Below are 26,608 nucleotides of genomic sequence, written 5' to 3' on the forward strand. Positions count from 1 at the left end.
TTCAGAGCCGCAGCTACGATGCGCTGGTCGCCCATACGACGATTGTTTTCTCCCGCTATATCATGCTGGAGGTTGCCCGGCGCACGCACAACGATCCGCGCACCCTGGGAACCTTGTTTCATGCCGGCTGCGATGAGTTGCGGCAGGTCAGTTTTGCCGAAGCACTCCGACTGCTCTTGAGCCATCTGGAGCAGGTGTTGAAGACTTTCGCCGAACTCCCGACCGCCTCGCTAAGGGGGATGCTGGAGGCGTTCATGGCTCAGATACCGGCCATGTTGCGACGAGCAACGCTACTTCCGGCCCATGTTTTTTGAAAGATCAATTTGATTTCAAGGCTTTAGGCCCTGTCATGCTGCTGCGAAAGTTGAGTTAATATCCTTCTAACAGCGCTTTGCCCCGGGGGGGGAGTTTTTAAAAATGAAAAAAATCGTCGTTATCGGCCTATCGTTGATGCTTTTCTGTTTCATTACAGGCGGTATCTATATCGTAAAATCGATATTCGATGTCACAAACAAATTGGAAAAGGTTATTTCTTTTCAAAGAGTCGAAATTCTTCGCGACAACCTCGTTCACCACATCAAATCCGCACAATCCGACCTCCTCCTGCAAGGCTCACCCCATCAAAGCGAAACGGATGCTACGGTCCAATATACAAGCGAAATTGAAACCGTTTCGAATCTCTGCCTGGATTGCCACCACTCTTTCGACGTAACCTTTCTGCTCAAAAACCTCAAGGAAGACATCCAGGAATATCTGGCTCTCATCAGCCGCACCTTGACGATCCAAGGCAACCCTCAGCTTTTGGCACAGGCCAGAACCGAGGCTTTTGCCAACGGCGAACGTCTGCTCGACCAGGTAACGTCCCTGTCGATTGCCTCCGCCCACAAAATTTCCAGCCGGATCGATAAGATTCGGGAAGACATCAACAAGACAAATAATTTTCTGATCGCATGTATCATCCTCGGCCCGATCCCCATCCTTTTTTTGGTTTTCTTTCTTTTCCAACGATTCAAAGGCTCAATCGATATTCTGGTCACATCGACCAGTGAGTTGGGCAAAGGCGATCTGAACTATCGGATCGACAAACCGCTGAAAGATGAATTCGCGATTTTAGCGGAATCTTTCAACTCCATGGCGGCCTCGCTTTCCATCGAAAGAGAAAAATTCACCTCGGCCAACACCCTCTATCAGACTCTTTTCGAAAGTGCCGGCGATTCCATCATGATCACCAGCCTGGAAAACGGATCAACGGGACAGATCATTTCGGCGAACCGCGCGGCTTGCGAGATGTACGGCTACTCGGTCGACGAATTGTTGGGGATGAAGATTTTTTCCCTGAGTCCCGAAAAAGAAATCGAAGAGGTCATCGCGAAAATAAAGACCGTCTTGACGGGAGAGTGGGTCAGATCGCGATTGAAACGTCGGCGGAAAGACGGCACCCTTTTTTGGGCGGATACCAGTTTCGGCCTTCTTCACCTTGGTCAGAAGAAATTCCTGCTCTCTTTCTGCAAGGACATCAGCGAAAGTCTACGCGCCGAAGAGGAACAACAGCGGGCCAATCAGATGGCCCTGGTCGGGCAAATGGCCGCCGGTCTTGCCCATGAGATCAAGAATCCCCTCGCCGGCATAAAAGTCGGGCTCGATGTTCTGAAGGGAGATCTCGATTTAAAAGCCGAAGACCGGGAAGTCTTTGCTCGGGTCATCAATGAGGTGGCGAGAATGGAGCGGCTTCTACGCGTCCTGCTCAACTACGCCCGGCCTCCGGAACCCCAATTCGATCTGGTCGACCTGAATGTGCTGCTGGACAACTCCATTCGCAACGCGGAAATGTCCGTCCTTCAGGATCCCGCTAAAAAAATAATTTTCAAGAAAGATTTCTTGCCGAATCTCCCCTTGGTCAATGCCGACTCCACGCAATTACAGCAAGTTTTCCTGAATATCCTGCTCAATGCCGCGGACGCCATCGAAGGCGAAGGGGTCGTTACGACAGTGACGCGCACGGATGGGGACGACGCCGTACTCATTGAACTTCTGGACACCGGACACGGCATCGACGGCGCGACCCTTGAAAAAATTTTCAACCCGTTCTTCACCACGAAACGCAAAGGAACAGGATTGGGATTGTCGATCTGCAAACGGCTGGTCGAGCAGCAACACGGGACGATCGAAGCGACCAGCCGCGTCGGCGCGGGAACCCGATTCATCATCAGGATTCCAACCGCGCAAAATAAAGGAAACGTGAGTCATGGGTAGCAAAGGCCGGATTTTTCTCGTCGATGACGACGAACTGATCATCTCCATGCTTTCCCGGGCACTGCAGAAAGAGGGTTACGAAACATCGCTGCTGAATTCCTCCGAGCAGGCCGTGGAGAAGATCCGGGCCTGGCAGCCCCATGCCCTGCTCTTGGACGTCGACCTGGGCGGCGGGCCCAGCGGCCTGGACCTGCTGGAGATGCTGCAAGCCGAAGGGGTGGATTTTCCGATCGTCATGCTGACCGCCGACGATTCCGCCGAATCGGCGGTTCGGGCCATGCGCCATGGCGCGGCGGACTATCTCAACAAACCGTTCAATATCGAAGAAGTCAAAATTGTCCTCGAAAAACTGCTCGCCAATTCGCGCCTCAAAAACGAGGTTCGCTACCTGAAGGAGTCGACCGCTGCGACCCTGGGGCGAATGTTCATCGGGGAATCTCCCGTGACCCAAAACGTTCTCAAAACCACCCGGAAGATGGTCGAGGCGGGCGTTCAATCGATTCTGATCACCGGCAAATCGGGTTCCGGGAAAGAGGTTCTGGCGCGCAACATCCACTACTGGCGCTTTGGTTCACAAAAAGATTTCGAAAGCATCCCCTATATCGCCGTCAACTGTACCGCCCTGCCCGAAAGCCTGATCGAGGGGGAACTTTTCGGCCATGCCAAGGGCGCGTTTACCGATGCGAAAGCCGATAAAAAAGGGGTTTTTGAACTGGCCGAAGGCGGCACTTTGCTGCTCGACGAAATCGGCGACATGCGCCTCGATTTGCAGGGGAAACTGTTGCGGGTTCTGGAAGAACGGACGGTTCGTCGCATCGGCGGCCAAGTCGATCTGCCGATCGATGTCACGATTATTGCATGTACCAACCGGGACCTGAAGAAAGCGGTGGAAGATGGAATTTTTCGGGAGGATCTTTACTATCGGTTGAATTCTTTCGCGATCCAATTGCCGACCTTGAGCCAGAGGGGAGAAGACATTCTTCTTCTGACCCGGCATTTTTTGGAGAAGTTCGCCCAGAAGTACTCGAAAAAGCCGATCCAAAACATTTCCAAAGACGCGGAGAAGTTGCTGAGGGAATATCCCTGGCCCGGGAATGTGCGGGAGCTGCGCAATGTCATCGAGCGGTGCGTGGTTCTGGAGAACACCGACACCCTCTCCGCCGACCAGCTGCCTCTGGACATTGGCGGCAAGGAAAGCAGCCGGGGCGAGCGGCGGAAAAGATTCCACATCGTCCTCCCCGAAGAGGGGATTTCCCTGGAAGTGGTAGAACGCGAACTGATGCGCCTGGCCCTGGAGCGCACGAACGGCAACATGACCAAGTCGGCCAAGCTGCTCCAGGTCAGCTACGATACCTTCAGATATCAGGCGAAAAAGTACGACTTGACTTAAAAGACCCCTGGCAAACGCCCTTGAATCGTTACGGGCGGGATCTTTCCGGTGGTTCTTAATTACGAGTTTCGCGAAAAAATGGTCTTTCAAGTTTCACGGCTGCAACGCCTAACCTCTTGTTCCTTCTAGACAAAACTCTCAAGAATTACAGCGCAGCGGAGAGGCCTTTTGAAAATCTTCGGCAAATTGATGTTGGCGTTCGGGGGAATCGCGTTGATCTGTACGCTGGTCGGCGCTACGGGACTTTTGAGCCTGCAGAAAATCAACCGGCAGCTTTCCGATATTGCCGAGGTTCACCTGCCGGCAATCGACTCCCTGCGGACCATTATGGAAGCGCAGAATGCCATCCGCTCGGTAGAACGCACCATTCTCTTGCCGACGCTGGGACTGGAAGCGCGTCTGACCGAACTGGGAAACCTTGAGAAAAACTGGGACTTGGCAAAACAGGGGATGGAGCGGTTCGAAACCATCCCTAAATCACCGGAGATTGCCGCGCTGTGGCAAGAGGCCAGAGAGAGTTGGGAACGCTGGGCTTTGCAACATACCCGGTTGGTCAATCTGGTGGTCCTGGTCAAAGACGATCAGGTGCAGAGGCTCGAATCGGAATTCAACAATCACTGGCATGACTATGATCTTTGGAAAATCGAGCTTGAACGATCCGTCTATCGCGGACTTCCCTTCACAGGGGAACTGGATCCGGAAAAGACCGGGCTTGGACAATGGCTCCACGCGGCTTCTCCGAAAACTCCGGAATTTGCCGAGGCGCTTCCCGACCTGACCGAATCGCACCACCAAATCCATCAAAAAGCGGCGCGAATTATCGATGCCTTGCGTGCCGGGAACATTGCAACCGCTCGAAATCTCTTCGAGAAGGAATTCATCCCCCAGGACGATGAAATCAGAGAAATCCTCGATTACCTCCGGATCATTCTGCAGTCCAATATTGCCCTGATCGACTCGGCGGCCGATATCGGTTTCGGTAAGGACCAGGTCGCTTTTCAGGAAACGAGCGCCGCCCTGGAAGCCCTGGCGAATCACTATCGCACCCAATCCGAAGAGGCTCAGCGCTCCGCCGACGGAATCGTCCTTGCCGGATCGATCACCGTCCTTTTGGCCTTGCTGTTTGGCGGACTTTTCGCTCTGGTTTGTGGATACCTGATTGCGCGGAGTGTTGCCCGCCCCCTGCGGGAAGCCTCGCAGATGCTTCTCGACATGGAACAGGGTTGCATGAGCAGGCAACTGCAAATGCAGCGCCGCGACGAGATCGGTCTGATGGCCCAGGCCATGAACTCGATGATCCGCAGCATGCAGCGTTTTCTCGGGGTGATTCAAAAAACCGTCAGCGGTGTGAAAACGAATGCCGCTGATCTGCAAAAGGTTTCGGCGATCATCAGCCAAGGAACCAGCCGACAGAACCGGGAAGGGAGCCTCGCTTTGGCTGCCGTCGAAGAGATGGAACAGATTGCCGTCGATCTCAGCCACAAGGTTGAGTCTTTGACCGGCTCTCTCAACAGCTCTTCCTCCTCCGCCCATGAGATGGCGAGCAGCATTTGCGACGGTTCGGAAATGGCGAACCGGCTATCCCAGGAAGTGGAGAGCATCACCACGGCCCTTCAGCAGATGAAGTCCAGCATGGGCGAAATCGCGCAGGTACTTAAAGACTTTTCCGGCTCATCGCAACAGTTTGCCGTCGTGGCCAACGAACTGGCCCTTTCGGGGGAAAGTGTCGGGCTACTGGCCGTCGAATCGACCACCCTTGCCGACAGCGTTTCCGCCTTGGCGACAAACAAGGGGGGGCCAGCCCTTAAGCGCATGATGGAAATTTCCCGAAGCAACCGCGAAACGGTTTCGGCCTACGGTCAGCGTGTGACCCGTCTCGGCGAAAAATCCAAAAACATCGGCCAGGTCCTTGAGGTTATCCGCAACATGTCCGAACAGACGAATCTGCTTGCCTTGAACGCTGCTATTATTGCCGCTCAAGCCGGCGAGAACGGTCGAGGTTTTGCCGTGGTTGCCGAGGAGATCCGCGATTTGTCGGAAAACACCAAGGCCAGCATCGAGCAGATCGAGGACCTGATCGAGGCCGTCCAGAGCGAGGTAAAATCGACCATCGATTCGATTACGAAGATTCACGCCGGGGCGGACAGCAGCATCGATGCGGCCCGGGAAGCCGATGCCATCCTCAAGCAGGTGATCGACTGCTCATCCCAGTCGCTGGAAAAGGCCCGACAGATTGCCGAAGCCGCCAACATTCAAGTCGAGCGCAACCGGAACATGCATCAGGAAGCGGATCGACAAGCCAAGCAGATCAAAAAGATCGAACATACGGTAGATGAGCAGAACCGGGGAGCCGAAGCCGTCATTCAAGCCGCGGAAGAAGTTCGCGGCATCTCTTTACAACTGCGAAACAGCACGCGCGAGCAAGCCAAAAGCAGTGCCGTCATTTCTCGCGCCCTCTCTGAAACCCATGAATTTTCCGAAGGGATCAGACTGGCGGCGGAGACGATGGAAAAGAGCGCCGGCCAGGTGGTCGTCTCTCTGGCCAGCATTTCCGACGTCGCCGCAGAAAATCTGGGCAGTGCCCAATCCCTCGAAAAAGTCATGGTTCGCTTGCACGACCTCACCGAAGAGATCGTTCCGGAAGTCGCACGCTACCGGTTGCCTGAAAAAATGGATAATTGAGCGTTTGAAGACATCGCCGTCCGTTGCTGCTCAACGGATGGCGTATTTTCTCTCGATGAACGAGAAAATTCATAATTTCCCTGGCCCCATACACCCTGAATAAAATCGACATACACCCTAAATTTGTCTTATTCACCATTGATTTCGGCATCTTAGTGTATTTTTAAGCCGTTTTAATGAATGGTGAATAACGAGAAGAAGTATATTTTATTCATACGATTTAACCCCGCCACCATCCCTCCCCAGCTCCTTCAGCCAAAATAAATCCTAGTTATTTCAGCATATTATAATTTTTTTAAGTTTATTCTCAGGTTTGGCATGCTCCTCGCTATATAGAAAGACAACAGCAAGGCACAACGGCCTTGGAAAGGAGCACATCATGAAACGCACTCTCTCGACCCTGATTCTCACCACCGCCTCGGCTTCCACCGCTTTTGCTTCCGGCGCAGCCGAAGGTTCCGGCTTCAGCTTGGTAACCATCGTTTTCTTGGGCTTCTTCGCCCTGATCATCGCGACCCAGCTGCTGCCCGGCCTAGCCCTCTTCATCACCGGCGCCAAGGGCATCTTCGGCAAGGGGAACAAGGAAGCCGGCAGCCACCGCTAACAAACGAGCAACGAACCCGAATCCATCGGATCTCATACTAAAAAGGAGAACATCATGAACGCCATCGCCCGCATCGCCGCCGCCACCGCTCTTCTGTCGACCGTCGCCACCTCCGCTTTCGCCGCTACCGGCGCCGCTTCCGGCGGGGGCCTGCTGATCTGGTTGTTCCTCGGCTTCCTCGGCTTGGTTGTCGCTACCCAACTGGTTCCCGCCATCATGATGTTGGTTGGCATCGTCCAAGGCGTGGCGGGTAGCAGCGCCGCCGACCAGTCGGTCCGGTAAGCACGAAATACTCCGATTTCACTCGAAAGCCGAAGCCTATGCTTCGGCTTTCGCCGTTTCGGGCATGAGAAAATGGCTTTCCGAGAGGTGCGGCTGTGTTAGTATCGGCGGGTCAGCCCTTTTCTTCGCGACCCCAACCTATTTACGAGCCGTCCATGACCGATAAAAACCTTCTTTTGCGTCAACTCCCCGCCGTCGACCGCATTCTCAGTGCTCCCGCCATGCAGTCCCTGGCCGCGACCTGCCCCCATGTGCTGCTGCTGGAAGCGGCCCAGGAGACGGTCGCCGACCTGCGCCGGGCCATCCTCGACGGCGGCGCCACGACCGAGTTGACCATCGATGCCGTTGCCGAACAGGCCGCCCGCCGCGCCGAGAATAAGCAGGAACCCTCCCTGCGGCCGGTGATCAATGCCACCGGCACCCTGCTGCACACCAATCTCGGCCGCGCCCCTTTGAGCGCGGCGGCGCTGGCGGCCATCACCGCCATCAGCCGCTCCTATTCCAATCTCGAACTCGACCTGACGACGGGCAAGCGCGGTCATCGCTTCTCCCATGTGGAGGAGTTGCTCTGCCGTCTGACCGGCGCCGAGGCGGCGGCGGTGGTCAACAACAACGCCGGCGCGGTGCTGCTCGCCCTGACCGCTCTGGCCAAGGGGAAAGAGGCCATCGTTTCGCGGGGAGAGATGATCGAGATCGGCGGGGCGTTTCGCATCCCCGAGGTGATGGAGGCGGGCGGGGTCAGACTGCGCGAGGTGGGGACAACCAACAAGACCCATCTCAAGGATTACGCTGGGGCGATCAATGAGGAGACCGGCCTGCTGCTGAAGGTGCACACCAGCAACTACCGTATCGTCGGCTTCACCGAGGAGGTGCCGGCGGCGGCGATGGTCGAACTGGCCCACGGCCACGGCCTGCCGGTGATGGAGGATCTGGGCAGCGGAATGCTTATGGATCTCACCCCCTTCGGCCTGCCCCGGGAACCGACGGTACGCGAAGCGGTGGCGGCGGGAATCGACGTCGTCACCTTCAGCGGCGACAAGCTCCTCGGCGGCCCCCAGGCGGGGATTCTCGTCGGCACCCGCGCCGCCATCGACAAGATCCGCCACCACCCCCTGGCCCGTGCCCTGCGCATCGACAAGCTGACCCTGGCGGCGCTCGAAGCGACTTTGGCATCCTACCTCGACGAGCGGCGGGCGCTGACGGAACTGCCGGTGCTGCGCATGTTGAATATGTCGGCGGCGGAAGTGGAAGAGCGCAGCCGCGCTTTTGCCGAAAAACTCGGTGCGGCCCTTGGCGCGGCGGCAGAGATCGCCGTGATCGAAGAGCCTTCGGCCATCGGCGGCGGCGCCCTGCCCCTGACCGAACTCCCCGGCTTCGCCGTCGCCCTGACCCCGCAAGGGGTCAGCGTCGACCTCCTCGCCCTGCGCCTGCGCCAGGGCAAACCGCCGGTGGTCGGCCGCGTTCAGGACAACCGCCTGCTCCTCAACCTGCGCACCATCCTCCCCGACGAAGAACCGCACCTCATCGACGCCTTGCGCGCGGCGCTCCTTTACTGACCGCCGACGCGGCGCCATAAAAACAACGGGGGCGGCATCCGCATGGATACCGCCCCCGTAATTTCATCAGCCTTTTTATTACATCAGACGCTGCGGCCGCCGGACATGGCCTGCAGCCGAGCGATGCGCTCTTCCATCGGCGGATGGGTGGAGAAGAGCTTGGCCAGCGAAGCCCCCTTCAGGGGGTTGACGATGAACATGTGCGAAGTCGCCGGGGTCGCCTCGTTCATCGGCACCCGCTGGGACGCCAGTTGCAGTTTGTTCAGGGCGCTGGCCAGGGCCAGGGGATTGCCGCAGATCTTCGCCCCGGAGGCGTCGGCCAGATACTCCCGACTGCGCGAGACCGCCATCTGGATGAGCATCGCCGCCATCGGCGCGATGAAGGCCATGGCCAGGCCGCCGAGCATGCTTCCGCCCCCTTCCTCGTCGTCGCTGTTGCCGCCGCCGAAAATCGCTGCCCATTGCAGCATGTTGCCGAGCATGGCGATGGCCCCGGCGAAGGTCGCGGCGATGGTCGAAATGAGGGTATCGCGATTCTGGACATGGGCCAGCTCGTGGGCCATGACTCCTTCCAGCTCCTCGGCAGAGAGGATACGCATGATCCCCTCGGTGGCGGCGACGGCGGCATTTTGCGGATTGCGGCCGGTGGCGAAGGCGTTGGGACTCTCCGAAGGGATGATGTAGACCTTGGGCATGGGCATCCCGGCGCGCTCGGCCAGGCCCTTGACCATGCGGTAGAAAGTCGGGCTTTCGTTCTCGGAAACCTCCTTGGCCTTGTACATCTTCAGCACGATCTTGTCCGAATACCAGTAGCTGAAGAAGTTCATCCCCCCGGCCAGAAGCAGGGCGATGACCATCCCCCCCTGACCGCCGATGGCGTTGCCCATGGCGACCATGAGCAGGGTGAGACAGGTGAGAAAAAAGGTAATTTTCAAAGTGTTCATGATTGGATTCCTCCGTACCTCGGGTTGCGCCGTCGGTAAAAGAAAAGACCCTTACCCACGGCTGAGTGTTGTAGCGCCATGAATAAAGGTCTGGCAAATTGTGGCTTACGGCCTTAACCCCGCGCCCGGGCGGACGAACCGCCGTAATGACGAAACGCGGGCCGGCGATGTCTCCCGCCGGTTGCTACTCCCCTTTAACGACTCAAAGGATACGAAAAGAGAGAATTCCCTGTCAACGAAAATCGGGCGGCAGGAAAGACACTCAGAAGATACCGGCGACGAAGGTTTCCACCTGCTCCAATTCGGCGGCGAGGCCGGCGGGGTCGAACTTTGCCAGGGCAACGGCCAGAGGAGAATCAGCCAGGTTGGGCAGACACCCCTCGTTGACGTAGCGGTTCGCCAGCTGGACGAGGGCGGGAAGTCGCACCCCCAGGGCCAGAAATTCGGGATCATGGTGATGGGCGATCACCTGGCTCACCGCTTCCGGAAGATGCCAGCTCTCGGCCAGCAATCTTCCCACCTGAACATGATAAGCAGCGATCAGGCGCTCGCATTGCTCATCGGCCAGCTCCTGCTCCGCCAGGAGCCGCCAGAGCACCACCTTGCCGATGTCGTGGAGCAGGCCGCCGACAAAGGCGATCTCCTCGTCCTCGCCACAGAGGCCGGCGAGTTTGCGGGCGACGTAGGCGCACTTGAAGCTGTGCCGCATCAACTCCACCACCCGCGCCCGTTCCGCGCCATGGGTGGGCATGACACAGTGGGCGGTAGCGATGCCGAGCAGGGTCTTATAGCCAAGCAAAACCAGGGCATGCTGAATCGAGGTCACCGGATTGGCCAGGCCGTAAAAGGAGGAATTGACGACCTTGAGGATGCGCGAGGTCAGCACCTGGTCGGCCATGACGATTTTCAGCACCTGATGGGGCGTCCCCCGGGGGTCTTCCATCGCCTGGCGCAGGTGGAGCAAGGTCTTGGGCATGGGCGGCAGAGAAAAGTCGCCCCGGCGCAGACGCTGGGCAACCGTTTCAAACCAGGCATCCTGGCCGGAGCGCTGTTCGGCGAGAGCCTTCTCATTGAGTTCCCGGGCCCGTCTTACCGCCTCGCCCAGACCCAGGCGCGCCACCCGGCTACCGGTGGAAGGTTCGCTCTTGCCCAACAGGAAAAAGCCTTGCGGCCAACGCAGGGCATCGGCCAGGGCCAAGAGCAATCGAAAGCTCTGCAGACGCTTCAGGGCCGGCGGGTCGAGCAGCTTCTGTTCCACCAGATAGCGCCCCAGGGGGAGATTTCGGGCCGCGCTTTCCCGGCGAGCCTGGACGAGCCGTTCGGCGTCGAGAAAACCGGCGCCGGAGAGGATATATTCCTGGCTTTCCTCCGGCCGGTTGCTGACCAGGCCGACCAGCATCCCCCCTTCCAGAGAGAGGACTTTGCGAACCGTGCCGTTGACCAGCGTCAGCGCTCCGGTGAGAGCGCGCGCCTCGATCCAGGCGAGCAGATCGGCCAGGGGCATCAGCCCCAGATCCCCCTGCAGGCAGTCCCGTTCCTCCAGCGGACGAATTTCCTTGGCGGCCTGATGCATGAATGGAACCTCTCCCTCCCCCGTTACTGAAACTCGGGAAAAATCAAAAGCATTCGCTTAGGTTAGATAATCACCCAGCCTTGAAAATTGTCAATCCCGGAACCCTGGCGCAAACATCGACAGAACACTGCAAAACCTGCGCCAGCGGGCTTTTACGGTTGCCAACTTCGACCCGGACGGTATATTTTCATCTTGCTCGTTCGGAACAATTCTTTCATTTACGTTGATCGACCAGGAGGTTTCATGACCGCACCCGCTCCCCTGCTGCTGGCCCGAGGCGACCAGGATATCGCCCTGCTCCCGCGCATGGCCAACCGTCACGGACTGGTGGCCGGCGCCACCGGCACCGGCAAAACCATCACCCTGCGCCTGCTGGCCGAAGGCTTCAGCCGCATGGGCGTGCCGGTCTTTCTCGCTGATATAAAAGGGGACCTTTCAGGGATGGCTGCGGCGGGGGAAGGCCACCCGAAGATCGTCGAACGGGCGGCGCAACTGGGCCTGAATGACTTCGCCCCGGAGGCCTTTCCCGTCATTTTCTGGGACCTCTTCGGCAAGCAGGGGCATCCGGTACGGGCCACCGTCTCGGATATGGGGCCGCTCCTTCTCGGGCGGCTGCTCAATCTCACCGAAGTCCAGGCGGGAGTGCTCAATCTGGCCTTCCGCATCGCCGACGACAACGGTCTGCTGCTCCTCGACTTGAAAGACCTGCAGGCGATGGTCCGCCACTTGGGCGAGAACGCTTCCCAGTACACCACCAGCTACGGCAATATTTCCACCGCCAGCGTCGGCGCCATCCAGCGTGCCCTGATCTCCCTGGAAGATCAGGGCGGTGACAGCTTTTTCGGCGAACCGGCGCTGGAGCTCACCGATCTCATGCGCACCGACCTCTCCGGGCGGGGGATGGTCAACATCCTGGCGGCGGATCAGCTCATTCTCTCGCCGCAGCTCTATTCCACCTTTTTGCTCTGGCTGCTGTCGGAACTTTTCGAACGCCTCCCCGAGGTCGGCGACCTGGAAAAGCCACGCCTGGTCTTCTTCTTCGACGAAGCCCATCTCCTCTTCGACGAAGCGCCCAAGAGCCTGCGCGACAAGATCGAGCAGGTGGTGCGCCTGATCCGTTCCAAGGGCGTGGGGATTTACTTCGTGACCCAGAGTCCGAGCGATGTCCCCGACGAGGTTCTCGGCCAGCTCGGCAACCGCGTCCAGCATGCCCTGCGCGCCTTCACCCCGCGCGATCAGAAGGCGGTGCGCACCGCCGCCGAAACCTTCCGCCCCAATCCCAAACTCGACACCGCCCGGGTCATCACCGAACTGGGGGTGGGGGAGGCGCTCCTTTCGGTGCTCGACGCCAAGGGGACGCCGACCATGGTCGAGCGGGCTCTGGTCTGTCCGCCCCGCAGCCGCCTGCGCCCCCTGGACGAGGGGGAGCGCCGTCAGGTTCTTCAGGGTTCCCCCCTCTTCGGCCGCTACGAGCAGGTCATCGACCGGGAATCGGCCCATGAAATTTTGCGCGAGCGGGCGCAGCGCGAGCAGGAGCGCGCCGCCCTCGAAGCGGAACTGGCCCAAAGCCGGCCCCAGGCGAACAAACCGGCAGCTCGACGCGGCCGCCAGCCGGACAGCCTGGTGGAGTCCCTGGCCAAGAGCGCGGCCCGCAGCATCGGCACCCAGGTCGGCCGCTCGCTGATTCGCGGCGTCCTCGGCTCCCTCTTCGGCGGCCGCCGCTAAATCCGCCATGGGCCTTTCCCCCGCGCTACGGCAGGGCTTGTGCCTGAGCTGTCTCGGTGCGGCCGCCCTGGTCGGCTGGGGACTGGGCGAAGGGGGGATTCCCCTCGGCTCCCTGACCGGTGCCGCCGCCCTGCTGATCCTGGTCTTCGGCGCGGGCGGCCTGGCCCCCTCCCCCCAGCGGCGGGAAAAGTACTATGTCATGGCCGCCGCGCTGATCCTCTTTCTCGGGAGTTGGTCAGCGGGTCAGGCAACGGACCGCCGCGCCTATGCTGAGTGCCTGGAACGGGGGGAGGAGGTTCGCGCCGCCTTGGAGGTCTTTCGCCACAAACAGGGTCGCTATCCGGACAGGTTGGCGCAGCTGACCGTGGAACTGCCCGGCCGCCGCCTTCTGCTTCCCGATTTGCTTCGCTACCGGCGCTCGGGCGACGACTACGAACTGACCTTTTTCCGGGGGAACCTGCGCTTTGCCGCCGGCCGCCACCTCCCCTTCAGCGCCCAGCGCCAGGAGCCCTGACCATGGAACACGCCACCGTACACAGCCTGCGCACCCACCAGGAACTTCCCCTGCCCCTCGACGAGGTCTTCGCCTTTTTCGCCGATGCCGGCAACCTGGAACGGATCACCCCGCCAGAACTGAACTTCCGCATTCTCACCCCGCAGCCCATCAACGTCGCCGAGGGCACCTTCATCGATTACCGCTTGCGCCTCTTTGGCCTCCCCTTTTCGTGGAAAACGGAAATCACCAAATGGGAGCCCCCGCACCAGTTCGTTGACGAACAGCGCCAGGGGCCGTACCGCCAGTGGATTCACCGCCACCGTTTCAGCGCCACCTCCGGGGGGACGCTCATGGAAGATGAGGTTCTCTACCAGCTCCCTCTGGCCCCTCTGGGAAATCTCGCCCTGCCCTTGATCCGGCTGCAGCTGGGGCGGATTTTCAACTACCGGAAAGAGGCCATTCGGTGTATTCTCGGCGGAAGTTGAGGCTCCGGAGCGCTCCGGATGTTGCCCCGGCACTGGAGACGAGATGAAAGAGATCACCGCTATCGAGCACATGCCCCGCCTGGATCCCAACGGACTGATGCGGCTGATGTCCTGGGTCACGGTCCTGTCCCTGCTGGTCATCCTCTCTCTGGCCGGCTACGGCATTCACCGGGTCTTCACCGCCCACGTCATCCACAATGCCGAAGAGACCGCCGTGGGGCTGAGCGAACTGCTCTCCGGCGAAGGCCGGCTCCTTCTCGACAAATCCGGACACCTGACCCTCTCCGCCCCGAACCGGGAACGTCTCGACCACCGCCTGCGCACCCTCTCCGCCCCCTTCGACGTGGTCAAAATCAAGATCTACGACGCCACGGGGAAAATCCTCTACAGCACTGACCCAGGCATTATCGGCCAGATCGACGAGGGCAACCCGCGCCTGACTAAAGCCCTCGCGGGTCAGGTCGACAGCCGTCTGGAGAGCCGGGAAACGGTTCTCGATCTGGCCGACGAGCAGCAGTTCGACGTCGATGTGGTCGAAACCTACGTGCCGATTCTCGACGACCACCAGATCGCCGGCTGCTTCGAGCTGTACATGGACGTTACCCGCTACCGCGAGGAAATCCGCCGGGGGGTGCTGGCCTCGACCGGGCTCTTGGCCCTGATTCTCGTCAGCGTCTTTACCGCCGCCTTTCTCGTCGTGCGTCGGGGGGTGCTGCAACTGCGCCAGGCCCAGGAGCAGTTGACGCAACTGACCAGCATCGACCCCTTGACCGGCGCCTTCAATCGCGGCGAGATTCTCAACCGGGCGCGCAAGGAAGCCTCGCGCCTGCGCCGGGCCATGAACCAATCGCCGGATCAGGCGATTGCCCTAGTGATGGTCGACATCGACCGTTTCAAGGCGATCAACGACCGCCATGGCTATCTAGTCGGGGATACGGTCTTGCGTCAGGTGGTGCGCCGCATCAAGATCGAATTGCGCGACTACGATCTTTTCGGCCGCTATGGGGGCGAGGAATTCCTGGCGATTCTGCCCGGCTCCGACCTCCCCGCAGCCCTGGCCGTGGCCGAGCGCATCCGCCAGGCGGTAGGAGAAACGCCCCTCGACGTCGAAGGGCAGAGCCTGCCGGTGACCATCAGCCTCGGCGTCGCCATCCTCGCCGGTGACGTCCTCGACCTGACCGGCACCCTGCAACAGGCTGACGAGGCCCTTTCCCGGGCCAAGAGCACCGGACGCAACCGGGTCTGCTGCGCGGAAGCCGAGACACCCCCCGAGGAAACGCAACCATGAGTCTCATGTACTGGACCCCGGAAATCGCCGTCGGCAGCGAACTGATCGACGACCAGCACCGCAGCCTGATCGAGCGGGTCAACCAGCTGGTCGCGGCCATCGAGAAAGGGCGGGAGGAAGAGGAAATCGCCCGGCTTTTCGACTTCCTCAAGGAATACACCCAGGATCACTTTGCCGCCGAAGAACGGCTGATGGGCGAATCGGGCTATCCCGAGCGGGAACGCCATGCCGCCGAACATCAGGCTTTTTGCGCCAAGATCGCCGATCTCGAAAGGCGCATGGCTGCCGAGGGGATGACCGCGGTATTGAAACGGGACTTCGACGAAACCATCATCGACTGGCTCTTCGAACACATCTGCCAGATCGACCGCGCCCTGGGCAAATACCTCAGCGCCTGAACTCCTCAGAAAAGCCGCGCCAAGAGCGTGGTCACGGCGGTCTCCACCCGCAGGATGCGCTCGCCGAGGGCGCAGGGAAGAAATCCCGCCTCCTGCAACTTTTCGATCTCATAGGGGATGAAACCCCCTTCCGGGCCGACCGCCAGGGTCACGGGGCTGAAGACTTCCCGCGGGCAGGCCCGTTCCGTCAAAGGATGAGCGACCAGGCGGGTGCTCCCGACGCTCAGGGCGGGGAGTTCGTCCTCGACGAACGGTTTGAACAGGGGCTTCAGCAGCACCTCCGGCAGCACCGTATCGCGGGCCTGTTCCAACCCGAGGATCAGCGGTTCCCGCAACCCCTCGCCGACCAGGGCCGGGCTCTTCCAGAAACTCTTCTCCACCCGAAAGCTGTTCATCAGCACGATCCGCTTCACCCCCAGGGAGGTCGCCGCCAGCAGCACCCGCTTCAGCACCTTGGGGCGGGGCAGGGTCAGCAGCAGCGTCACCGGCAAGGGCGGCGGCGGTTCCCGCTCGAAAGTCACCGCCAGTTCCAGGCCATCATCGTCCAGCCGCAGAACCTCTCCCCTTCCGATCCTCCCCCCGGCCTCGCCCACGCACAGACATTGCCCCACCGCCGCCCGATGCACCTCCAGCACATGCCGCAGGCGCCGTCCGCTCAGAAGGACGCGATCGGTTGCGACGAAATCCTCGGGGAAAAGTAAAATCAGATTCATGCCGCCCTCCCCTTACGGCACCGCCCCCAGGACGGCACCCTCCTCATCAAAAACTTGCCAAGTCTGAACTTGCAATCACGACAAAGGCTGTTATATATGGATTCCACTATTCACCCTTTTCGAAAGGAGCACCAAATGAAGAAGAAATGGCTCGCCCTGCTCGGCTGCGTCCTGTTCGTCGGCACTGCCGCCGGCGCCCTGGCCGGCACCGCTGAGGAAAACCTCGGCCAACGTCTCTACTTCGACCAGAACCTCTCCCTCAACCAAAACCAGTCCTGCGCCAGCTGCCACCTGCCCGCCGCCGGCTTCGCCGACCCCATGAACGTGCAGGATCCCTGGAACAGCGTGGTCTCCCTCGGCTCGGACATCACCCTGAACGGCGGGCGCAATTCACCGACCTCGGGCTACGCCGCCTTCATCCCTCCCTTCGCCTTCGATGACGCCGAAGGGCTTTATTTCGGCGGCCAGTTCTGGGACGGCCGCGCCGACACCCTCAAGGATCAGGCCAAGGGGCCTTTCCTCAATCCCGTGGAAATGGCCATGCCCGACGAAGCCGCGGTGATCGCCGCCATCGCCGATCCCGCCAACAAGAACTACAAGCAGTACGTCAAGCTCTTCGCCTCGGTCTACGGTATCGACCTGACCACCCTCGACCTCAACGATCCGGTCCAGGTACTGAACGCCTACGACAAGACCGCCCAGGCCATCGCCGTCTTCGAGCAGTCCAACCGCTTCGTCAAGTTCAATTCCAAGTTCGACTACTATCTGGCCGGACAGGCCAAACTGACCGCCCAGGAGCTGAACGGCCTGGCCCTCTATGAAGGCAAGGCGCTTTGTTCCGCCTGCCATCCGAGCGCGGCGACGATCAATCCCGACGGCACCATCATGCCGCCCCTCTTCAGCGACTTCACCTACGACAACCTGGGGATTCCCAAAAGCATGAACCCGCTGATCGCCGAAAATCCTGTTGACTACGGCCTCGGCGGTCGCCTGGGCGATCCGGCGGAAAACGGCAAGTTCCGGGTTTCCAGCCTGCGCAACATCGCCCTCACCCCGCCTTACGGGCATAACGGCTACTTCGCCACCCTCGAAGAGATCGTCCGTTTCTACAACACCGCCGGCGACGGCACCTGGCCCGCTCCGGAAGTGGCCGAAAACGTCAATCGCGACGAACTCGGCCATCTCGGCCTGACGCCCCAGGAAGAAGCGGACCTGGTCGCCTTCCTCATGACCCTGAGCGACGGCTACAAGGATAAGACACCGAAAAACTTCGTCCTGCCGCCGATGACGCCGCTCAACTAGAACAAGCGTCCATCCGTCGTCAAAAGCCCCGCTTCCTTTGGATGCGGGGCTTTTTTACGCATGGATTTAGCCGGCCAGCGGCAAGCGGATATGAAACCCGCTCCCCCGCCCCTCGGCGCTCTCGACCGAAATGTCGCCGCCGTGGGCCTTGACGATGCCGTAGGAGATGGAGAGCCCCAGGCCGGTGCCGCGCTTCTTGGTGGTGAAGAAGGGGTTGAAAATCTTCTCCCGCAGCTCCGGGGCGATACCGCAACCGCTGTCGCGGACGGTGACCGTCACGAAGCCCCCCTCGTTCCTCCCCTCCAGACTCAGTTCGCCCCGCCCGTCCATGGCCTGCACCGCGTTGAGGACGATGTTGGTGAAGACCTGGCGCAGCCGCTCGCCGTCGCCCATAACCGGCGGCAGATCGGTGGGGAGACGGCGCTCGATGCGCACGCCGGCGAGCGGGGCCTGATGACTGACCTGGGCGAGGATCTCCTCGATCAGGCTCGGGATGTCCACCGGCGCCGGATGGATCGCCTGCTCTCGGGCGAAGGCCAGCAGATTGGCGGTGATCAGCGAGACCCGCTCGGTCTGCTTGAGAATCTCTTCCGCCTCCTCGCGCCCCTCGGCGCCGGGGGGGATTTCCATCAACAAAATCTCGACGTTGCCACGCATGATGGCGGCGGGGTTGTTGATCTCGTGGGCGACGCCGGCGGCGAGGGAACCGATGGCCGCCAGTTTTTCGCTGCGCAGCAACTCCTCCTGGGCTTTAATCAGGGCGAGGCTTTTTTCCTCCAGTTCGGCGGTGCGGTGCGCCACCTGATCTTCCAGGTCGCGGGTGAGATTGCCGAGGTCCTCGTCTCGCTGGCGCAGGGCGGCGGTCATGCGGTTGAAGGCGGCGGTCAGATGGCCGATCTCGTCTTCCCCGGCCACCGGCAAACGGATGTCCCGCTCCCCGGCGGCGACCCGCTCGGCGCTCTCGGCCAGGCGCAGCACGGGCCGGGAGAGATGGTCGGCGATCTGCCGGGAGAAGAGATAGCCGAGGCCGCCGCCGACCAGCAGCAGACCGAAAAGGGACGCGTGGGCGAGATTTTTCAGCCGGTCGAAAGGGGCTTCGAGCAGGCCGACATAGAGGGCGCCGATGATCTGTCGCTGGGGGTCGAAGATCGGCTCGTAGGCGGTCAGATACCAGCGGTCGAGAACCTGGGCCCGGGCCAGCCAGCTCTGTCCCTCGCGCAGCACCGCCCGGGCGACTTCCGCCGAAACCCGGGTGCCGACGGCCCGTTCGCCGCCGGGCAGGCGCACGGTGGTGGCGACCCGCAGGTCGCCGACGAAGAGGGTGGCGCTCCCCGGCGCTTCTCCTTCGGCACTTTCGGCGCCGTAGACGATGTCGCGGATGCGGTCGACCAGGGGCAGATTGCCATTGAGCAGCACCCCGCCGTAGAGCCCGCCGAGGAGTTCGCCGCTGGCGGCGCGCACCGGCGCCCCGCCGAGAAGGAGCATGCCGCGCCGCTCCTCGCCGCCGTCGACGCCGACCACCCGCGCCCGCTCCGCCAGTCTGCCGCCTTCCCGGGTCAGCGCCTCATTGTCGAGCAGGACCACCCCGGAATAGGCGCCGTCCCGCAACGCTCGCGCCGCCGGGGGAGAGAGGGGGGCGGGATGCGCAACGGCAGCGGACGGCTCGGCGGCGCCGCGAATAAGCAGGCGCCCCCGGGCATCGCTCAGGGTGAGAAGATCCAGGCCCTGACGGGTACGGATGGCCGCCAGCTCCTCGGCGAGGCGCTCCAGATCCCCCCGGCGGAAAGCCTCGACCAGCCCGGCGGAACCGGCGGTGAGGCGCACCAGATCCCCGACCCGCTCCTCTTCGTGACGGAGGATTTCCCGGGCCGCGCTCAAATCGAGGCGTACCTGTTTCTGCGCCTCGCCGACCACCCAGGCCTCAAGCAACCAGGAAGCGGCGAAGGAGACGAGAAGCAGCACCGCCAGCAGCGGCGCCAAATTCGCCAGGGTGAGTTTGCCGCGAATGGAGAGGGCACTTAACCTCATGGCCGCTCTTCCAGGTCGGCGGGAGTGAGGCCGAAATCCTTGATCTTGCGGTCGATGGTCTTGCGGGTGACGCCAAGGAGCAGAGCCGCCTGGCTCTTGTTCCAGCCGGTCTGGCGCAGAGCCCGGATCATCTCGCGACGCTCGGCCTCACGCAGCCCGAGAGGGGCGACGTTTTCGGGAGGGGAGACAGCGGGCGCGGCGGCGAGGGGAGCGGCGCCCGGCTTGAAGGGGAGCATGGCGACGTCGATGTATTCCCCGCGGGCGAGAATCGCCCCGCGCTCGACGACATTTTCCAGCTCGCGCACATTCCCCGGCCAGTGGTAGCCGCGCATGATGGTCAGGGCCGCCGCCGTCACCCCCTTAGGCGGACGGCGGGACTTGCGTGCCAGCAGCTGGAGAAAGTGCTCGACCAGCGGTTCGATATCCTCGGGGCGCTCCCGCAGCGGCGGCAGTTCCAGAGCGAAGACGTTGAGCCGATAGAAGAGATCCTCGCGGAAATTCCCCTGGCGCACCTCTTCGGCGAGGTTCTTGTTGGTGGCGGCGACGAAGCGCACGTCGACTTGGCGCGGGCGGGTCGCACCGACGGGAATGAACTCGCCCAGTTGCAGAGCGCGCAGCAGCTTGGCCTGCAGGCTGGGGCTGAGGTCGCCGACCTCGTCGAGAAAGAGGGTCCCCTCGTGGGCTTCGTCGAGGAGCCCCTTCTGCGCCTGGACGGCACCGGTGAAGGCGCCCTTGATATGGCCGAAGAGCTGGCTTTCGAGGAGCGTTTCCGAGAAGGCGGCGCAGTTCACGGCGAGAAAGCGCCGGTTGGCCCGGGGACCGGCGTCATGGATGAGGCGGGCGATGAGTTCCTTGCCGGTGCCACTCTCGCCGAGGATCAGGACATTCGAGTCGCTGTCCGCGACCTGCCGCGCCAGCTCGACGACTTCGCCGAAACGGGCGCTGCGAAAGATCGGCTCTGTCGGCGTCTGGCGCTCGCGCAACTCTTTTTTCAGCGACTGGTTTTCCTCGATCAGCCGTTCCCGTTCCAGGCAGTGCTGGATGAGGGCGAAGAGCTTTTCCTGGGGAAAGGGCTTGGTCAGATAATCGTAGGCGCCGAGCTTCATCGCCTCCACCGCCGACTCGATGGTGCCATGTCCGGTCATCATCACCACGGTCAGTTCGGGGCGGGCCTTGCGCACCCGGCGCAGGGCCTCGATGCCGTCCATCTCCGGCATCTTCACGTCGAGCAGCAGCAGATCGCCGCCCCCGTCCGTCTCTTCGAGACGGCGAACCAAAAGGGTCGGACTGGTGAAGGTCTCGACCTCATAGCCCCAGGTTTTGACCATCTTCCCCAGGTAGCGCAGCATCCCCTCTTCGTCGTCACAGATCAGAATCCGATTTTCCATGTAATCCTCCCTTGCCTCGGCTTGCCCATGATACATGCAAAAAGCGCCACAATCCAAGGCAATCCCCAACGGTAAAAGTGTCCCTCCCCCACCGGCCCCCGGAAAACGGACTCTCCCTTCGCCGGCAATGCCGCCAATGGCCACCTCGCCGCTCCCCCATTTCGCCGCCGTCACCCTCGCGCAGCGGGTCAGGATGACCCGGCTGGGTCGTCCTGACCCGGCGGACAGGCTCGTCTCCCGCTCGCAACGGCTTTCAAAGCGTTTACGTTACTAGCTGTTTTGACTGAGAAAACAGAGTTTGTCGAAAGGCGGGAAGGGCTTGGCACGGGCGTTGCCAAGAGATGATGAGCCTGTCTTCATGACGGGGGCAAACATTCACAAGGAGAGAGATGGTCATGGGTATTTCACGAAGAAACTTTCTCAAGGGAAGCGGACTGGCCGCCGGCACCCTGGCGCTGAGCGGCAAAAAAGCCAAGGCAAGCGCCGACGCCCCGCACCTGCGCACCAAGGGCTTGCAGGTGAGCACCACCGTCTGCCCCTATTGCGCGGTCGGCTGCGGCATGCTGGTCCACACCAAAAACGGCAAGATCGTCAATATCGAGGGGGATCCCGAGCATCCCATCAACCAGGGGGCGCTCTGCTCCAAGGGGAGCGCCCTCTTCCAGGTGGCCAACAACGAACGGCGGCTGAGCAAGGTGCAGTACCGGGCCGCCGGCAGCGACAAGTGGGAAGAGAAGTCCTGGGACTGGACGATGAACCGCATCGCCGAGCTGATGAAGGACTCCCGCGACAAGCACTTCGTCAAGACCGAGACCCGCGACGGCAAGACCTACACCGTCAACCGCAACGAGGGGATGGCCTTTCTCGGCGGCGCCGCCCTCGACAGCGAGGAATGTTACCTGTGGAGCAAGTTCTCCCGGGCCATGGGCGTTGCCTATCTCGAACATCAGGCACGAATATGACACAGCGCCACGGTTGCCGGTCTGGCAGCCTCCTTCGGTCGCGGCGCAATGACCAACCACTGGAACGACATCCAGCATGCCGACGTCATCGTCTGCATCGGCTCCAATCCCGCCGAGAACCATCCGATCTCCTTCAAATATGTTGAGAAGGCGATGGATCGCGGTGCCAAGCTTATTTCCGTCGATCCCCGCTACACCCGCACCTCCTCCAAGGCCGATATCTACGCCCAGTTGCGGCCAGGAACGGATATCGCCTTTATCGGCGGCATCATCAACCATGCCCTGAAAAATGACCTGATCCATCGGGACTACGTCGTCAATTACACCAACGCCTCCTTCCTCATCGACGATGGTTTCGCCTACGCGGACGGCCTCTTCTCCGGCTATACCCAGGAAACCTTCAGCTACGACAAGACCAGCTGGAAATACCGGACCGACGCCGAGGGCCGGCCGCTGCGCGACCCGAGCCTGCAAGATCCGCGCTGCGTCTACCAGCTGCTCAAGGCCCATTACGCCGAGTACACCCCGGAGCTGGTCTGCGAGATCACCGGCACGGCGATCCAGGATTTCACCGCCGTCGCCCGGACCCTGTGCGAAACCGCCCGCCCGGACAAGGCGGCGACCATCATGTACGCCATGGGCACCACCCAGCACACCTACGGCACCCAGAACGTGCGCTCCTACGCCATGCTGCAACTGCTCCTCGGCAACATCGGCATCGCCGGCGGCGGCATCAACGCCCTGCGCGGCGAGGCCAACGTCCAGGGCTCGACGGACATGGCCCTGCTCTACCACATCATTCCCGGCTACCTGAAGTCGCCGGAAGTCACCGACCTCGACCTGGCCGACTATCTGGCCAAGATCACCCCCAAGGCGACCGACGAGAAGAGCGCCAACTGGTGGAGCAACACCCCCAAATACGTCGTCAGCCTGCTCAAGGCCTGGTGGGGCGATCAGGCCACGGCGGCCAACGACTTCGCCTTCGATTACCTGCCCAAGCGCAGCGGCAACTATTCCTTCATCATGCTCATGGATCGCCTGCAGCAGGGGGGCTTCGACGGCCTCTTCTGCATGGGCACCAACCCCATTGTCGGCGGTCCCGACTCCCTGGCCATCGGCGAAGGGCTGGCCAAGCTCAAGTGGATGGTGGCGGTCGACCTCTGGGAAACGGACACCAGCGTCTTCTGGAAACGTCCCGGGGTCGATCCGAAAGAGATCCAGACCGAGGTCTTCCTCTTGCCCGCCGCCAGTTCCGTGGAGAAGCAGGGGAGCGTTTCCAATTCGGGACGCTGGGCCCAGTGGCGTTACAAGGCGGTCGATCCCCCGGGCGAGGCGGAAAGCGACGCCTTCATCATCGATCAGCTTTACCGGCGGCTCAAGGACCTCTACGCCAAAGGCGGCGTCTTTCCCGAACCGATCGTCAACCTGGCGTGGAACTACGGCGACGGCCATGAGCCGGACATCGAAATGGTCGCCCGGGAGATCAACGGCCAGTTCACCCGCGACGTGGCGATCAACGGCAAGCTCTACAAAAAAGGCCAGCAGGTGCCGGCTTTCGCCGCGCTCCAGGCCGACGGTTCGACCCTCTCGGGCAACTGGCTCTACTGCGGCTCCTACACCGAGGCGGGCAACCTCATGCAACGCCGGGGGAAGGAAGACCCGACCGGTCTGGAGATGTACCACAACTGGGCCTGGTGCTGGCCGGTCAACCGCCGCATCCTCTACAACCGCGCCTCCGTCGATCCCGACGGCCGGCCGTGGAATCCCAAGCGCAAGGTCATCGCCTGGAACGAGCTGACCGGCAAGTGGGAAGGGGATGTTCCCGACGGTCCTTGGCCGCCGATGAACAAACCCGACGGCCGCTATCCCTTCATCATGAACGCCGAAGGCTTCGGCCGGCTCTACGCGGCGGGCCTCGCCGACGGCCCCTTCCCGGTCCATTACGAGCCGATGGAAAGCCCCACCGGCAACCTGCTCTGCTCGCAACAGACCAACCCGGCGGTGCGGCCGCCGGCCAAACTCAGCAACCGCGAGAAGTTCCCCTACATCGGCACCACCTACCGAGTTTCCGAGCACTGGCAGGCCGGGGCCATGACCCGCAACCTCCCCTGGCTGGTGGAACTTGTTCCCGACATGTTCGTGGAAATGAGCGAAGGGCTGGCGAGCTGGAAGGGGATCAAGAACGGCGACATGGTGACCATCTCCTCCGAGCGGGGGCATATCCAGGCCCGGGCGCTGGTAACCTCGCGCATCAAGCCGTTGCGCATCGGCGGGCGGATGGTGGAACAGGTGGGACTCCCCTGGCACTTCGGCTTCGCCGGACTGGCCACCGGGGACAGCGCCAACGTGCTGACCGCGGCGGTCGGCTGCGCCAACACCACGATCCCCGAATACAAGGCATTTCTGTGCAACATCGAGAAAGGGGGGATTGAGGCATGAGCGGCCGCAAGGACTTTTCCCAGGATATGGCGTTTCTCATCGACATGACCAAATGTACCGGCTGCCGGGGCTGCCAGGTCGCCTGCAAGCAGTGGAACCAGCTGCCGGCGGAGGAGACGACCTTCTTCACCGGCGAGGGCTACCAGAATCCACCGGCGATGAGCGAACACACCTTTACCCGCATCAAGTTCCGCGACTACCAGAAAAACGGGCAGAACGAGTTCGCCTTCTACAAAGAGATGTGCATGCACTGCAACGAGCCGGCCTGCGCCTCGGTCTGCCCGGTCGGCGCCTTCGAGAAGACCCCGGAAGGGCCGGTCGTCTACCATTCGGAGCGCTGCATCGGCTGCCGCTTCTGCATGATCGCCTGCCCCTTCGGCGTGCCCAAGTACGAGTGGAGCAAGGCCTTTCCCCTGGTGCGCAAGTGCACCGGCTGCTACAGCCGGGTCAAGGAAGGGCTGGAACCGGCCTGCGCCACCGCCTGCCCGACGGCGATCAGCTATGGCCCCCGGGGCGAGATGATCAAGGAAGCGGAGCGGCGTATCACCGCCCATCCCGACAAATACCTGCCCAAGGTCTATGGCAAGGAGGAAGCGGGCGGCACCGGGGTCATCTACCTCACCGCCCTCCCCTTCGACGAGCTTGGCTTCAAGCCGGTGACGATGCGGGCACTCCCCTCTTACACCTGGCAGGCGCTGCGCCTGGTCCCCGGCATCTTCATCGGCGTCGGCGGTACCCTCTCGGCCATCACCTGGTTCCAGCACCGCAAGGAACGCATCCGCAAGGCCCAGGAAGAGGCCCAGGGGACGGCCCCGACGGCGACCGAAGATTCCGCGAACGAGCATAAGGAGAACCCGAAATGACCCCGGCCAGAGTGATTCTCAACGAAATACAGGGCTATCATCGCTTCATCAAATTCCTGATCTTCCTGGTCTTTCTGGCGGCCGTCGGTTCGGCGATCCGCTTCATTTTCGGCCTGGGAGCGACCACCAATCTCAACGACACCTATCCCTGGGGGCTGTGGATCTCCTTCGACGTCGTCACCGCCGTGCCGCTGGCGGCGGGGGCCTTCACCATCGGCGTGGTCGCCCACGTCTTCCACATCCGCAAGCTCGAACCGCTGGTGCGGCCGGCGATCGTCACCGGTTTTCTCGGCTATTCGCTGGTCTGCGTCGGGCTGATGCTCGACCTCGGCCAGCCGCACCGGGGGATTTACGTCCTCTTCCCCTGGAACTGGAACGTCCATTCGCCCATGTTCGAAGTCTCCATGTGCGTCATGGCCTACACCACCGTCCTCTTCCTGGAGTTTCTCCATCCGGTGTCGGAGCGCTTCGGCTGGCACATCCCCCTGCGGCTGCTGCGTAACCTGCAACTGCCCTTCGCCATCCTGGCGGCGATGATCTCGACGTTGCACCAGTCGACCCTCGGCACCTTCTTCCTCATCGCCGTCGACAAGCTCCACCCCCTCTGGTACAACCCGCTGCTCCCCTTGCAGTTCTGGCTCTCGGCGATCTTCACCGGGCTTGCCATCGTCATTCTCGAAGCGAGCCTGGTCCACCGCTACATGGGTCAGCCGGACGAATCGGACCTGCTCGCCACCCTGACTCGGATCATCCCCTGGGTCATGGGTGCCTACATGCTGGTCAAGCTCTATGCCCTGCTCGTTCTGGCCGAAGGCCCCTTCTTCGACCGGCCGGTGCTCACCACCCTCTTCATCGCCGAGATCGTCATCGGCCTGCTGCTCCCCTTCTGGATGTTCCTGCAACACCGCATCCGTTCCGACAAAGGCATGCAGCTGCGGGCCGCCGGACTGGTGATCTTCGGTCTGATTCTCAACCGTTTCAACGTCTCGATGTTCGGCATGATTCTGCCGGGACAGGAGATCTACGCCCCGAACTTTCTCGAATCGATGGTCACGGTCGGCATCATCGCCGCCCACATCCTCTTCTTCGTGCTGATCGCCAAATACTTCCCGGTCTTCGAACACCACCCGGAGACGGTCGACTACACCATCCCCGACCGCTTTCGCAAGATCGAAGGGGCGCAGGCCGAAGCCAAGGCGGCCTCCCACGGCGGCTAGACGTCACTTTCCCCTCCCCC

General features: G+C 61.5%; 20 protein-coding genes and 1 pseudogene. 16 read left to right on the forward strand and 5 right to left on the reverse strand.

Annotation, left to right across the window (positions count from 1 at the left end; all coding sequences use genetic code 11):
- The 7 genes and pseudogenes from BQ4888_RS17935 to selA all read left to right on the forward strand — a co-directional run.
- Positions 1-314 (forward strand): annotated as a pseudogene (locus tag BQ4888_RS17935) (IS4 family transposase); the annotation flags it as partial.
- A gap of 103 nt (positions 315-417) precedes the next feature.
- On the forward strand, positions 418-2,253 hold the full coding sequence (locus tag BQ4888_RS03395; RefSeq protein WP_092053704.1) for an ATP-binding protein: 1,836 nt from the start codon (positions 418-420) through the stop codon (positions 2,251-2,253).
- Positions 2,246-3,643 carry a sigma-54-dependent transcriptional regulator gene (locus BQ4888_RS03400; protein ID WP_092053706.1) on the forward strand — a complete coding sequence of 466 codons (1,398 nt, stop codon included), beginning with the start codon at positions 2,246-2,248 and terminating at the stop codon, positions 3,641-3,643. The genes BQ4888_RS03395 and BQ4888_RS03400 overlap by 8 nt, the downstream gene beginning before the upstream one ends.
- A gap of 168 nt (positions 3,644-3,811) precedes the next feature.
- Positions 3,812-6,325 (forward strand): methyl-accepting chemotaxis protein, encoded by a 2,514-nt coding sequence (locus tag BQ4888_RS03405; RefSeq protein ID WP_092053708.1) that lies wholly within the window; start codon positions 3,812-3,814, stop codon positions 6,323-6,325.
- A 379-nt stretch (positions 6,326-6,704) separates the two neighbouring features.
- Positions 6,705-6,929 carry a hypothetical protein gene (locus BQ4888_RS03410; protein WP_092053711.1) on the forward strand — a complete coding sequence of 75 codons (225 nt, stop codon included), beginning with the start codon at positions 6,705-6,707 and terminating at the stop codon, positions 6,927-6,929.
- Between the two features lie 54 nt (positions 6,930-6,983).
- Positions 6,984-7,211 (forward strand): hypothetical protein, encoded by a 228-nt coding sequence (locus BQ4888_RS03415; RefSeq protein ID WP_092053712.1) that lies wholly within the window; start codon positions 6,984-6,986, stop codon positions 7,209-7,211.
- A gap of 155 nt (positions 7,212-7,366) precedes the next feature.
- Positions 7,367-8,767 carry an L-seryl-tRNA(Sec) selenium transferase gene (selA, locus tag BQ4888_RS03420; protein ID WP_092053715.1) on the forward strand — a complete coding sequence of 467 codons (1,401 nt, stop codon included), beginning with the start codon at positions 7,367-7,369 and terminating at the stop codon, positions 8,765-8,767.
- An 83-nt stretch (positions 8,768-8,850) separates the two neighbouring features.
- On the opposite strand, the gene htpX is transcribed toward selA, so the two are convergent.
- The gene (gene htpX, locus BQ4888_RS03425; RefSeq protein WP_176374240.1) at positions 8,851-9,711 is read right to left on the reverse strand and encodes a zinc metalloprotease HtpX; all 861 of its coding nucleotides are present in this window, start codon (positions 9,709-9,711) and stop codon (positions 8,851-8,853) included.
- A 262-nt stretch (positions 9,712-9,973) separates the two neighbouring features.
- A complete protein-coding gene (locus tag BQ4888_RS03430; protein ID WP_092053719.1) occupies positions 9,974-11,284 on the reverse strand; it encodes an HDOD domain-containing protein in 1,311 nt (436 codons plus the stop codon).
- 243 nt (positions 11,285-11,527) lie between these two features.
- Here BQ4888_RS03430 and BQ4888_RS03435 point away from each other — a divergent pair, with 243 nt between their 5' ends.
- From BQ4888_RS03435 to BQ4888_RS03455, 5 genes are read left to right on the forward strand one after another with little or no spacing between them, the layout of a single operon-like run.
- On the forward strand, positions 11,528-13,009 hold the full coding sequence (locus BQ4888_RS03435) for a helicase HerA-like domain-containing protein (RefSeq protein WP_092053722.1): 1,482 nt from the start codon (positions 11,528-11,530) through the stop codon (positions 13,007-13,009).
- Positions 13,010-13,016: 7 nt separating this feature from the next.
- On the forward strand, positions 13,017-13,523 hold the full coding sequence (locus BQ4888_RS03440; protein WP_140396586.1) for a hypothetical protein: 507 nt from the start codon (positions 13,017-13,019) through the stop codon (positions 13,521-13,523).
- 2 nt (positions 13,524-13,525) lie between these two features.
- Complete coding sequence (locus BQ4888_RS03445; protein WP_092053727.1) at positions 13,526-13,990, forward strand: SRPBCC family protein; 465 nt, start codon at positions 13,526-13,528, stop codon at positions 13,988-13,990.
- 43 nt (positions 13,991-14,033) lie between these two features.
- A complete protein-coding gene (locus BQ4888_RS03450; RefSeq protein WP_092053729.1) occupies positions 14,034-15,278 on the forward strand; it encodes a GGDEF domain-containing protein in 1,245 nt (414 codons plus the stop codon).
- Positions 15,275-15,676, forward strand: a complete 402-nt coding sequence (locus tag BQ4888_RS03455; protein ID WP_092053731.1) for a bacteriohemerythrin — start codon at positions 15,275-15,277, stop codon at positions 15,674-15,676. Before BQ4888_RS03450 ends, BQ4888_RS03455 begins: the two co-directional genes overlap by 4 nt.
- 5 nt (positions 15,677-15,681) lie before the next feature.
- Here BQ4888_RS03455 and BQ4888_RS03460 read toward each other — a convergent pair whose 3' ends face one another.
- A complete protein-coding gene (locus tag BQ4888_RS03460) occupies positions 15,682-16,389 on the reverse strand; it encodes a 16S rRNA (uracil(1498)-N(3))-methyltransferase (RefSeq protein WP_092053733.1) in 708 nt (235 codons plus the stop codon).
- 135 nt (positions 16,390-16,524) lie between these two features.
- Between BQ4888_RS03460 and BQ4888_RS03465 the strand changes: the two genes are divergently transcribed.
- Positions 16,525-17,691: a cytochrome-c peroxidase gene (locus BQ4888_RS03465; protein WP_092053735.1), complete on the forward strand. Its 1,167-nt coding sequence runs from the start codon at positions 16,525-16,527 to the stop codon at positions 17,689-17,691.
- 66 nt (positions 17,692-17,757) lie between these two features.
- On the opposite strand, the gene BQ4888_RS03470 is transcribed toward BQ4888_RS03465, so the two are convergent.
- The gene (locus tag BQ4888_RS03470; RefSeq protein ID WP_092053738.1) at positions 17,758-19,719 is read right to left on the reverse strand and encodes a sensor histidine kinase; all 1,962 of its coding nucleotides are present in this window, start codon (positions 19,717-19,719) and stop codon (positions 17,758-17,760) included.
- Entirely contained in the window at positions 19,716-21,107 is a 1,392-nt protein-coding gene (locus BQ4888_RS03475) for a sigma-54-dependent transcriptional regulator (protein WP_092053740.1), read from the reverse strand. Before BQ4888_RS03475 ends, BQ4888_RS03470 begins: the two co-directional genes overlap by 4 nt.
- Positions 21,108-21,502: 395 nt before the next feature.
- On the opposite strand from BQ4888_RS03475, the gene fdnG reads away from it, so the two are divergent.
- Genes fdnG through nrfD form a run of 3 tightly spaced genes read left to right on the forward strand, consistent with a single transcriptional unit; the run spans position 21,503 to position 26,588 of the window.
- Positions 21,503-24,508 (forward strand): formate dehydrogenase-N subunit alpha, encoded by a 3,006-nt coding sequence (gene fdnG / locus BQ4888_RS03480; RefSeq protein ID WP_092053922.1) that lies wholly within the window; start codon positions 21,503-21,505, stop codon positions 24,506-24,508.
- The gene (locus tag BQ4888_RS03485; RefSeq protein ID WP_092053743.1) at positions 24,505-25,371 is read left to right on the forward strand and encodes a 4Fe-4S dicluster domain-containing protein; all 867 of its coding nucleotides are present in this window, start codon (positions 24,505-24,507) and stop codon (positions 25,369-25,371) included. The genes fdnG and BQ4888_RS03485 overlap by 4 nt, the downstream gene beginning before the upstream one ends.
- Positions 25,368-26,588, forward strand: coding sequence for an NrfD/PsrC family molybdoenzyme membrane anchor subunit (nrfD, locus tag BQ4888_RS03490; RefSeq protein ID WP_092053746.1), 1,221 nt, complete (start codon positions 25,368-25,370; stop codon positions 26,586-26,588). The genes BQ4888_RS03485 and nrfD overlap by 4 nt, the downstream gene beginning before the upstream one ends.
- Positions 26,589-26,608 lie beyond the last annotated feature (20 nt).

Source organism: Desulfuromonas acetexigens (genome assembly GCF_900111775.1).
Lineage (GTDB): Bacteria > Desulfobacterota > Desulfuromonadia > Desulfuromonadales > Trichloromonadaceae > Trichloromonas > Trichloromonas acetexigens.